The following is an 830-nucleotide window of genomic DNA, read 5'->3' on the forward strand; positions in this document are numbered from 1 at the left end:
GCGCCAGCGCCGCGCCTGAGCGCGCCTCGGGGCCGACCGGCAACAGCCGGGTCAAGCCGACCGCATGATCGATCTTGTCATCCGGACGGGAACGCCCGCCGCCGAGCGTGACAACGGCCAGCCCGATATCGCGCGTGGCAATGCCGGTCACGAACCCGTCCTGTTCCGCCGTCACGGCCAGTTCGACCGGCGCCGTCGGCAGATACTTTTCCGGCTTCTCGATGAAATCGCCGGGACCGCCAAGCACTGCCACCATCCGCGCGAAGACGGAAGCCGCCCGGCCGCCGGCGAGCGCTTCGGTCGCGCGCCTGAGACCATCTTGCTGCGACGAAACCAGCCCTGCCGACTGCAGCATCTCGGCCGCCAACGCCACCGTCACGTCCTCCAGCCGCTTGTCGCGAAAACGGCCGGTGAGGAAGTCCACGGCATTCTTTACCTCAACCGCGTTGCCGGCAGCGGAGGCCAGCGGTTCGTTCATGCCCGTCACCAGCGCCGATGCGCTCAGACCGGCGCCGTTGGCGACCTCCACCAGGCTGTTCGCCAGGGCCACCGCATCGCGCGACTTTTCCATGAAGGCGCCGTTGCCGAGCTTGACGTCGAGCACCAGCGAGCCCAGGCCCGCGGCAAGCTTCTTCGACAGGATCGAAGCGGTGATCAGCGGTATGGATTCGACCGTTCCCGTCACATCGCGGATCGCGTAGAGCCTGCGGTCGGCGGGCGCCAGATCGGCGGTCTGGCCGATGATGGCGCAGCCGGTCTCGAGCACCGTCTTGCGGAAAAGCGGTAAATCCGGCTGGCTGGCATAGCCGGGAATGGCATCCATCTTGTCC

The 830-nt window shown here is 67.5% G+C and carries 1 protein-coding gene; it reads right to left on the reverse strand.

Features of this window, described 5'->3' with window-relative positions; genetic code table 11:
- Nucleotides 1–830: thymidine phosphorylase (locus tag EOA28_RS37300; protein WP_128315916.1), on the reverse strand; the 830-nt coding region annotated here is incomplete at both ends.

Origin of the sequence: Mesorhizobium sp. M2A.F.Ca.ET.067.02.1.1 (assembly GCF_004023285.1) — a bacterium.
GTDB lineage: Bacteria > Pseudomonadota > Alphaproteobacteria > Rhizobiales > Rhizobiaceae > Mesorhizobium.